The sequence below is a fragment of the Hydrogenophaga sp. genome, from assembly GCF_051007235.1.
Classification (GTDB): domain Bacteria; phylum Pseudomonadota; class Gammaproteobacteria; order Burkholderiales; family Burkholderiaceae_C; genus Hydrogenophaga.
This window is the reverse complement of sequence record NZ_JBPCSJ010000169.1, coordinates 1-8,536: the sequence shown is the minus strand read 5'-3', so window position 1 is coordinate 8,536 and position 8,536 is coordinate 1. Positions and strand designations below refer to the sequence as shown.

Below are 8,536 nucleotides of genomic sequence, written 5' to 3'. Positions count from 1 at the left end.
TGCGGCTACCTGGGCCACCCCACGCGCGCCTGCCGCGACACGCCCGACCAGATCGCGCGCTACCAGAGCAAGCTCAGCGGCCCGCTGCTCGACCGCATCGACCTGCACGTGGAAGTGCCCGCCCTGCCGCCCGACGACCTGCTCAACAGCGGTGCGGGTGAGGCCAGCGCCGCCGTGCGCGAGCGGGTGGTGGCAGCCCGCCACCGAGCCCAGGGCCGCCAGGGTTGTACCAACCAGGCCCTGGCCGGCCAGGCGCTGGACCAGCACATCCAGGCCGACGCGGCCGCGCTCAAAGTCCTCAACACCGCTGCCGCGCGCCTGGGCTGGAGCGCGCGCAGCACCCACCGCGCCCTGCGCGTGGCCCGCACCATCGCCGACCTGGCCGGCAGCGACGCCGTGGGCGTGGGACATGTGGCCGAGGCGGTGCAGTACCGCCGGGCCCTGCGATCGGGCCACTGAGCCCCCATCCCGAACCGACAACACCATGACCACCACCCGCGCCCTGAACGCCGCGCACGGCCTCCCGACACACCTGACGGTGATCGAGGGTCCGGGTGGGCTGCCCATGATCGACGTGGACAACGCGCACGCCACGGCGCGCATCTGTTTGCACGGCGGCCAGGTGCTGGCCTACCGGCCGCGCGGCGCGGTGGCGGACCTGCTGTTCGTGAGCGAGCAGGCGCTCTACCAGCCGGGCAAGGCCATCCGGGGCGGCGTGCCGGTCTGCTGGCCCTGGTTCGGGCCCGACCCGCAGGGCCTGGGGCGCCCGGCGCACGGCTTCGCACGCACCCGGCGCTGGGACCTGCGCCAGTCCGCCGCCCTGTCCGGTGGCGAGACGCGGCTGGTGCTGGGCCTGCGCGACACGGCCGAGACGCGTGCCCTGTGGCCGCACGCTTTCGACCTGTCCCTCACCGTCAACGTGGGTGCCACGCTGACGCTGGCGCTGACCACGCACAACACCGGCAGCGCACCGTTCACCGTCACGCAAGCGCTGCACAGCTATTGCGCGGTGGGCGACATCGCACAGGCGCGCGTGCAGGGGCTGGACGGCTGTGCGTACGTCGACAAGGCGGCCGGAGCGGGCGGCGCGGTCCGGCGGCAAGACGGCGACGTGACCGTGACCGCCGAGGTGGACCGCATCTACACCGGCACGCCGCCATCGCTGACCCTGGTGGACGGTGCGCTGCACCGCCGCGTGCGCATCGCCTCTGAAGGCAGCCGCACCGCCGTGGTGTGGAACCCCTGGGCCACCATCGCGGCCGGCATGGCCGACCTGCCGGACGACGCCTACCAGCGATTTGTGTGCGTGGAAACCACCAACGTGGAACCGGGCGACGCGGTCACGCTGGCCCCGGGTGACCACCACACGCTGGCACAGCAGCTGAACGCAGAACCCTGCCGCTGAGCCAGCCCGGCACGGCGGTGCCGGTGGGCGTCAAGGCACCAGCAAGGCCTGCGCCGCCATGCGCTGCAAGGCCTGCTGCAGCACAACATCCATCTGGCTGGGCGCGGGTGCGGCAGCACCGGGCCAGGCGCGGGCCAGCAAGGCCGCCAGCGCCGCCCGGTCCAGCTGACCGTTCGCCATCTGCAGCAAGGCGCGGCCGGTGGCGTCCACCCGCACCGGACCGTGGCGCAGGCTGGTCACCCAGGTCTGACCCTGCGCCGCCTGCCAGCGCGCCAGGGCCCAGGCCTGGGGGCGCACCGCGTCGGCATGACCGGCTTGCACCGGATCGGCCAGCAACTGCACCGGACCGGCCACCACCATCTGCAACAGGGCCTGCGCCAGGCGGGCCGCGCCCCCCGGAAGCTCCGCTTCGGCGCCGGCCAGCAGGTCGTCCACCGGCACGGTGCCCGGGTGTTGCGCACCCAGCCGGTCCAGCGCAGCGACCACCAGCGGGTCGTTGGTGCTCAGGCGCTGGCCCTGCGCATCGCGAAAGCGCGCCGCACCCGACGCGTCGTCCCCCTCGCGCTGCAAGGCGGCTGCGGCGTGCAGCCCGGCCAGACCCGTCGCTTGCGGACCGGGCGGCAGCGGCCCGTCCGCGCGCACCCACAGCGTCTGGCGGAAGGGCCTGCCCTGCAGCCAGTCCAGCGCCTGCTGGTAGGCCACAGGGTCGGCGCCGGCCTCGGCCTGCGCGGCCGCGTGCAGCTCGGGCCGGCTGTCGCCGGGGTGGCTGGCGCTCGGACGCGCGTCGCACAGGTGCACCAGCCCGGTCTCCCGCGCGGCGCGGGCCAGCTCCGCGAAGTGGCTGGGCTGGTTGAAAGGGGCCAGGTACTCGCCCAGCAGGTAGCTGTCGCTCTGTGTGGCCAGCTGTTCGTGGCTCTGGCGCAGCAGCACACCCCAGGGCGTGGCCGGGTCGCTCAATGGCACCATCCGCGCCAGCCAGGCGCGGGCACGGGCGGCGCGCTCGCGCGGCGGCAGCGCCGGGTCGTCGCCCAGGCGCATGCCGTCGCGCAAGGCGCCGCGCAAGTGCCAGCCGGGCCAGACGTTGGCGCTGAGGTACACCACGCCCTGCGGCGCGAGGTGTCGCGCCAGCAGGCGCCAGATGCCGGCCTGCGCCGCAGGGCCGCACCAGCTGTACACGCCATGGCAGATCACATAGTCGTACTCGCCCGACAGAGGCTGCGGCCCGGCCAGATCGCCCGCGACCACGCGCAGGTTCGCCAGCCGCAGCGCGTCCGCGGCCGCCTGCGCCTGGGCCACATGGGCTGGCAGCAGGTCGATGCCCAGACATTCCGACTGCGGGTACCGCGATGCCAGCGGCACCAGGTTGCCGCCGCCGGCGCAGCCCAGTTCCAGAATGCGGGCCCGCGCCACCGGGACCGGGCGCCGCCCGAACAGCCGCGCCAGTGCCGCCAGTGCGGAGGGCTGGGTCTCCGGGTAGGGCAGCGACTCGTACAGCAGCCCCGAAGCGGGCGCTTGGGCATCGGACATGGCAACCCCTCAAAGATGGGTACGGTGGCACTTGCCGGCCAACCGGCACTGTGGTTTGATTCGTAAACAAATGTAGCAGTGCGGTGCCCGGGTGCACCGCTGCCAGCGGACGGAAACCCCCATGAATTACTACCTTCGCATTGACGGCGTGCTGGGCGACAGCCTGGACAAAGACCACAAGGGCTGGTTCGCCATCGACAGCCTGGCACTGGACGCCTTGCTGGACGGCAGCGGCCGGTTCGGTGACCTGTCATCGGTGCAGTTTGGCACCGCCTCGATGCAGTTGCTGACCGCGCTGCAGCCCGCTTTGCAAAACGGCACCCTGCTGAATGCGGTCACGCTGGAGATGGTCTCCACCGACGGCCAACGCCTGCAGCAGATCCGGCTGGACGACGTGTCCGTGGGCGGCTTGAGCAGCGCCTGGCAGAACGGCGACCCCGGCCGCCTGGGCGTGACGCTGGACGCGCGCACGATCAGCGTGATCGACTACGGCCTGAACGCACAGGGCCAGGCCGTGCGCGACGCCGAATTTGGCTGGGACGCGGCGCTGCTGAGACCGGTGGACGCCGACACGGTGGACCTGGCCAGCGGCGGCACGCAGTTGCTCTCAGGTGGGGCCGGCACGCAATACTTCGTGCGGTTTGACGGCGTCAGCGGCAACGCCACCCACAAGGCGTTCTCGGGCTGGTTCGAACTGACGGGCTTCGACGGACCGATACCGGGTGGACCTGGCGCCCAGCCCGACGGAGCGCCCCTGGACCTGCAGCTGGCGCTGGGCGTGGGTCTGGCGCCCATCCTGACCCGGCTGGCCGGCGGGCAGGAACTGGCCGCGGTGCAGATCCACGGCATCAACAGCCTGGGCACGCTGGTGCACGAGATCCGCCTCAACGACGTCTTCATCACCGGCATGGACGGCCTCGGCGCCAGTGGCACGGAGCAGCGGCTGCAACTGGACTACGGGCAGGTGGGCCAGCGCTTCACTGGCGTGGACGGCAAGGGGCTGCCGCTGACGCCGGTGTCGTTCGGGTGGGACCGCGAGACCGAAAGGGCGGTGAACTTTGCCGAGCTGCAGGAGGCGGTGGCCACCGCATCGCCCAGCGCCATGGGCGGCCTGGGCAGTCAGTACTTTGTGCGGTTCAACAACCTGGGCGGTGACTCGGTGGACGCCAAACACAAAGGCTGGTTCGACCTGCCGGACTTCGACCTGAGCGCCGTGGTCCCCACGCTGCTGAGCAAGGGCAATCTCGTGGCCAACGGCAAGGGCATGGATTTCAGTCCGTTGACGCTGGACCTGGACCTGGGTCCGGCCCTGGCCACGCTGCTGGCGCGCGCGGGCGACACCGGCCAGATCGGCAACCTGGAGATCGAAGGCATCCAGCTCCTGTCCGGCGGCGGCACGCTCACGCCCTTCACCCTGCGGCTGGGCGGGGTCAGCCTGATCCAGGCCGCTGTGGGCGGGCCCGGGGCGCCGGAATCGCTGGTGCTGGACTTCCAGCAGATCGGGCTGATCCAGCGGGGCTACAGCGCCGCCGGGACGCTGAACACCACGAACAGCTTCGGCTGGGACTTCGCGCAGAACAAGAGCATCGACGCCACCGCTGTGGGCACCCCCACGCAGGGAACGGCAGCGCCGGGCGACACCGGCCGGCTGAACACCTACTACCTGCGCATCGACGGCATCGGTGGGCCTTCGGTGGACGCCGACCACAAGGGCTGGTTCGAGCTGAGCGATCTGGACCTGCGCTTTGAGCGCACCCCGGGCGGTGGTCCCATGGACCCGGGCGAACTGCAACTGGTGTTCGACGCGGGCACCGCACTGCCCCTGTTGCTGAGCCAGCTGACCAGTGGCAAGAGCGTGGCGGCGGTCGAAATCGAAGGGGTGACCAACGGCGCCAGCGGCCCGGTCACGCTGCAGCAGATCCGCCTGCAGGACGTGCTGTTCAGCAGCGTGGGCGAAGGCAGCGGCAACCAGGAGCGTTTTTCCCTGGCCTATGAGGCCATCAGCCTGGACGAAGACTGGCTCGACGGGCGCGGGCAGGTCGTGCAGGGTACGGTCTACAGCTACGACCTGGTCAACGAAAAGGCGGGCAGCACCGCGCTGCCGGCGGCCAGCAGCGGAGCGCAGCAGTACGGGCACCCGGAGACCATGGACCACTACCTGTTCATCGACGGCATCGATGGCGGGGTGCGCAGCAAGGGGCTCGAAGGCGCCTTCCAGCTGGGCGACTTCGCGCTGGACCTGCAGAGCCTGGTCAGCCTGGGCGCGGGCGGCGCCACCTCGGGCAAGCCCGCCTTCAGCACCCTGTCGCTCAACCTGGATCTGTCACAGGGCCTGGCACCGCTGCTGGCACAGCAGTTTGGCGGCGGTGCACCGCTGGGCGCTGCGCGGGTGCTGGGGGTGGCCAACACGGGCACTGCCAGCCAGACCCTGTACGAACTGCGTCTGAACCAGGTCACCGTGCAGCACCTGAACGAGCGCAGCGACCTGTTCGGCGACGGACTGGACCTGGGCTTTGACAGCCTGGGCCTGAGCACCTGGGGGCTGGACGCCAGCGGCAAGCGCACCGCGGCCACCACCTTCGGCTGGGACACGGTGAAGAACACCGAGCTGCCCTTTGCCGCGCTGTCGCAGCCTGCCGCCCCCGTCCTGGGTGCGCTGGCGGGCGGCGGTTCCCGCTTCTTCCTCAAGATCGACGGCGTGTACGGCAACGTGACCGAAAAAGGCCACCTCGGCTGGTTCGAGCTGGACGGTTTCTCGCTGCCCACCGACCTGTCCAAAGGTGCTCCTGCACTGGGTGATGTGGACCTTCAGCTGCAGGCCGGCTCGGACTTTGCCGCCCTGCTCGCGCCGCTGCTCATGGGCCGCACCCTGGACGCGGTCCAGATCCACGGGGTGAGAGACCTCCAGCTGGATGGCACACCGGAGCTGGTGCTGGACTGGCGCTTCAACGGCGTGCAGTTCACGCACATTGGCCAGTCAGGCACCTCGGGCGACGCCGCGCCACAGACCGCGCTGAGCCTGAGCGCCGACCGTTTCGGCGTCGTGGCCCTGCGCTATGACAACGCCGGCAAGCCGGTGAACGACCCGCTGCTCTTCGGTTACGACAGCGCTGCGGCCCAGGGCGTGGACCCACGGAACCTGGCCACACCCGTCATCGGCACCGGCGTGCCCTTCACCGCGCCGGTGGACAGCGACACCACACCGAACGCCACCACCGAAAACGCGGTACTCGGATCGCGCATCGGTCTGGACATGTCGTCCGCCGCGGCCGAGCGCTTCGAACTGCGCACCAACCCCGATAACCTGTTCGCCATCAACGCCACCACCGGTGTGGTGACGGTGGCCGGGCAGATCGGCGCACACCTGGTGGGGCAGACCTTGACCCTCAGCATCGATGCCATCACCCCCGAGGGCGTGGTCAAAACCAGCACGTTCGGCGTTTTCGTGGGCGACGTGCCGGGCCAGACCTTTTTTGGCGGAGCGGGTGCCGACACGCAGGCCGGCGGCGATCTGGCCGATCTGTTCCAGGGCGGGCTGGGCAACGACAGCTTCACCGGTGGCAGCGGCAACGACAGCCTGTACGGCACCGCGGGCAACGACCGCCTGCAAGGCGACGCCGGTGACGACCTGCTGGACGGCGGCGCTGGCATCGACACCGCCGTGTTCGTCGGTACCCAGAGCACCACCGTCAGCCTGGCCATCGCGGGCCCGCAAGACACCGGCCACGGCATGGACCAGTTGGTGGGCATCGAGAACATCGTCTCGGCCGGCAGTGGTGACGACCGGCTGACCGGCAACCAGCTCGCCAACACGATCAACGCCGGCGCCGGCAACGACACGCTGGTGGGCGGCGCTGGCAACGACCGCTTGCTGGGTGGCAACGGCAACGACCTGCTGCGCGGCGACGCCGGCAACGACACGCTCGATGGCGGCAACGGCCAGGACACCGCCGTCTACGCCACCGACACGGCTGGGGTGCAGGTGTCGCTGCTGCTCTCGGGCACGGAGCAGTTCATCAGCAGCACGCAGGGCCTGGACACGCTGATCGCCATCGAGCACCTCACCGGCGGCTCGGGCCACGACCGGCTGACCGGCAACGAGCTGGACAACCAGCTCTCGGGGGGCAACGGCAACGACACCCTGGAAGGCGGCGCCGGCAACGACACCCTGATCGGCGGGGCGGGCCTGGACACCGCCGTCTTCACCGGCAACGCGGCGGTGACGGTGAACCTGTCCATCCTCGTGGCCCAGAACACCGGGCACGGCATGGACACGCTGCAGTCCATTGAAAACCTGCGCAGCGGCAACGGAAACGACTCGCTCACAGGCAACGGCGCCGCGAACACCATCGAAGCCGGTGTTGGCAGCGACACCGTCAACGGCGGCCTCGGCGCCGACGTGCTGTGGGGCGAGGGGGGCGATGACCGTCTGAACGGTGGCGACGGCAACGACACACTGATCGGCGGCCTCGGTCGCGACACGCTGGTGGGTGGCGCCGGCAACGACCTGTTCCGCTACCTGCAGGCCGACGAGATCGGGCTGAGCGGCGAGCGCATCGCCGACTTCCAGACCGGACTCGACCAGATCGACCTCACCGCCCTGGGGCTGAGCGGGGTGGTGGCCAGCTTCAGCGGCACCGCCGGCGAACTGCGCCTGAGCGCCCCCCTGGCCGGGCAATGGCTGCTGCAAGGCGACCTCAATGGCGACGCGGCGGCCGACTTCCAGCTGCAGGTCCTGGGCGTGTCGCTGGTCAGCGCGGGGGATATCCTGATCTGAGCTGCTGACCAAGCGCCCACCGATCAGCCAGCGCATTGGCCGGGGAGTGCCTGGCTGCGCTCAGTTGTCGCCACGGCGCCGGTTGGCCTCTTCCATCTCGCGAAAACGCACACAGACCGGGTCTCCGGCCTGCGCCGGGTTGCGGCAAGCCTGGATGCGGCAGAGGTCGCGACTCAAGAAATTGCCCCGGTCGGCGCAGGCTTCATCCACACCACGGGGCCTGGGTGCTGGCACGGGCGCCGGGGCTGCCTCGGCCACGGTGGCGGGCGCAACGGGTTCGCTGCGGGGAGACGCAGGCGCGGGTGCGGCAGCCACCGCCGCTTCTTTGGGCCTGGCCGGCGCCGGCCTGACGCGCGTCGGCGCCACGACAGGCTTGGCAGGTGCTGCTGGCTGCGGAGTCATCGCGTCAGTGAGAACGGTGGTGGGCGTCGGGGGGGTGCTGGCGGCCGCGAGCACCACCGGTGGCACCGTGGCCGCCACCAACACCGGCGCCACAGGATCGGCAGGCGCCATCGCGGCCGATGCCGGCTCGACCGCCGCCTCGCGCGGCCACAGCTGCCAGCCGACCAGCACCGCCACCAGGACGGCAGCGCCCGACCCCCATCGGATGGCGGTGTGCCGCTGGCGCGCGGCGCGGCGGGCGCCACCAGGCGAGCGACTGGCGTGGTGGTGTGGGCTGGCGGCGTCGGCCGCCGGTTCAGCAGACGCTTCGGGCGAGCCCAGCGACACAAGTGGCCGCGCGCAGCCGCGGCAGAACCGTGCCTTCTCGCGGTTTTCCGTCCCACACGCTGTACAGACTGACGCCATGCCCCATCGCTTGCTGAATG

Annotated in this window: 4 protein-coding genes and 1 pseudogene; 3 read left to right on the top strand and 2 right to left on the bottom strand. The window is 71.1% G+C overall.

Translation table 11 applies throughout. From position 1 onward, the window contains the following. The coding region (locus ACR2JA_RS06040) for an ATP-binding protein (RefSeq protein ID WP_434008206.1) at positions 1-459 on the top strand (459 nt) is incomplete at its 5' end. A 25-nt stretch (positions 460-484) separates the two neighbouring features. After that, positions 485-1,405 carry a D-hexose-6-phosphate mutarotase gene (locus tag ACR2JA_RS06035; RefSeq protein WP_434008205.1) on the top strand — a complete coding sequence of 307 codons (921 nt, stop codon included), beginning with the start codon at positions 485-487 and terminating at the stop codon, positions 1,403-1,405. Positions 1,406-1,435: 30 nt separating this feature from the next. Here ACR2JA_RS06035 and ACR2JA_RS06030 read toward each other — a convergent pair whose 3' ends face one another. Continuing rightward, positions 1,436-2,932: a methyltransferase regulatory domain-containing protein gene (locus tag ACR2JA_RS06030; RefSeq protein ID WP_434008204.1), complete on the bottom strand. Its 1,497-nt coding sequence runs from the start codon at positions 2,930-2,932 to the stop codon at positions 1,436-1,438. A 121-nt stretch (positions 2,933-3,053) separates the two neighbouring features. Here ACR2JA_RS06030 and ACR2JA_RS06025 point away from each other — a divergent pair, with 121 nt between their 5' ends. Further along, entirely contained in the window at positions 3,054-7,709 is a 4,656-nt protein-coding gene (locus ACR2JA_RS06025; protein ID WP_434008203.1) for a type VI secretion system tube protein Hcp, read from the top strand. A 60-nt stretch (positions 7,710-7,769) separates the two neighbouring features. Here ACR2JA_RS06025 and ACR2JA_RS06020 read toward each other — a convergent pair. Beyond that, positions 7,770-8,536, bottom strand: a pseudogene (locus ACR2JA_RS06020) (hypothetical protein); the annotation flags it as partial.

Excerpts from the sequence above, each read along its gene's own strand:
- ACR2JA_RS06035 (WP_434008205.1), top strand. The coding sequence starts at position 485 with ATGACCACCACCCGCGCCCTGAACGCCGCGCACGGCCTCCCGACACAC.
- ACR2JA_RS06025 (WP_434008203.1), top strand. The coding sequence starts at position 3,054 with ATGAATTACTACCTTCGCATTGACGGCGTGCTGGGCGACAGCCTGGAC.
- ACR2JA_RS06030 (WP_434008204.1), bottom strand. The coding sequence starts at position 2,932 with ATGTCCGATGCCCAAGCGCCCGCTTCGGGGCTGCTGTACGAGTCGCTG.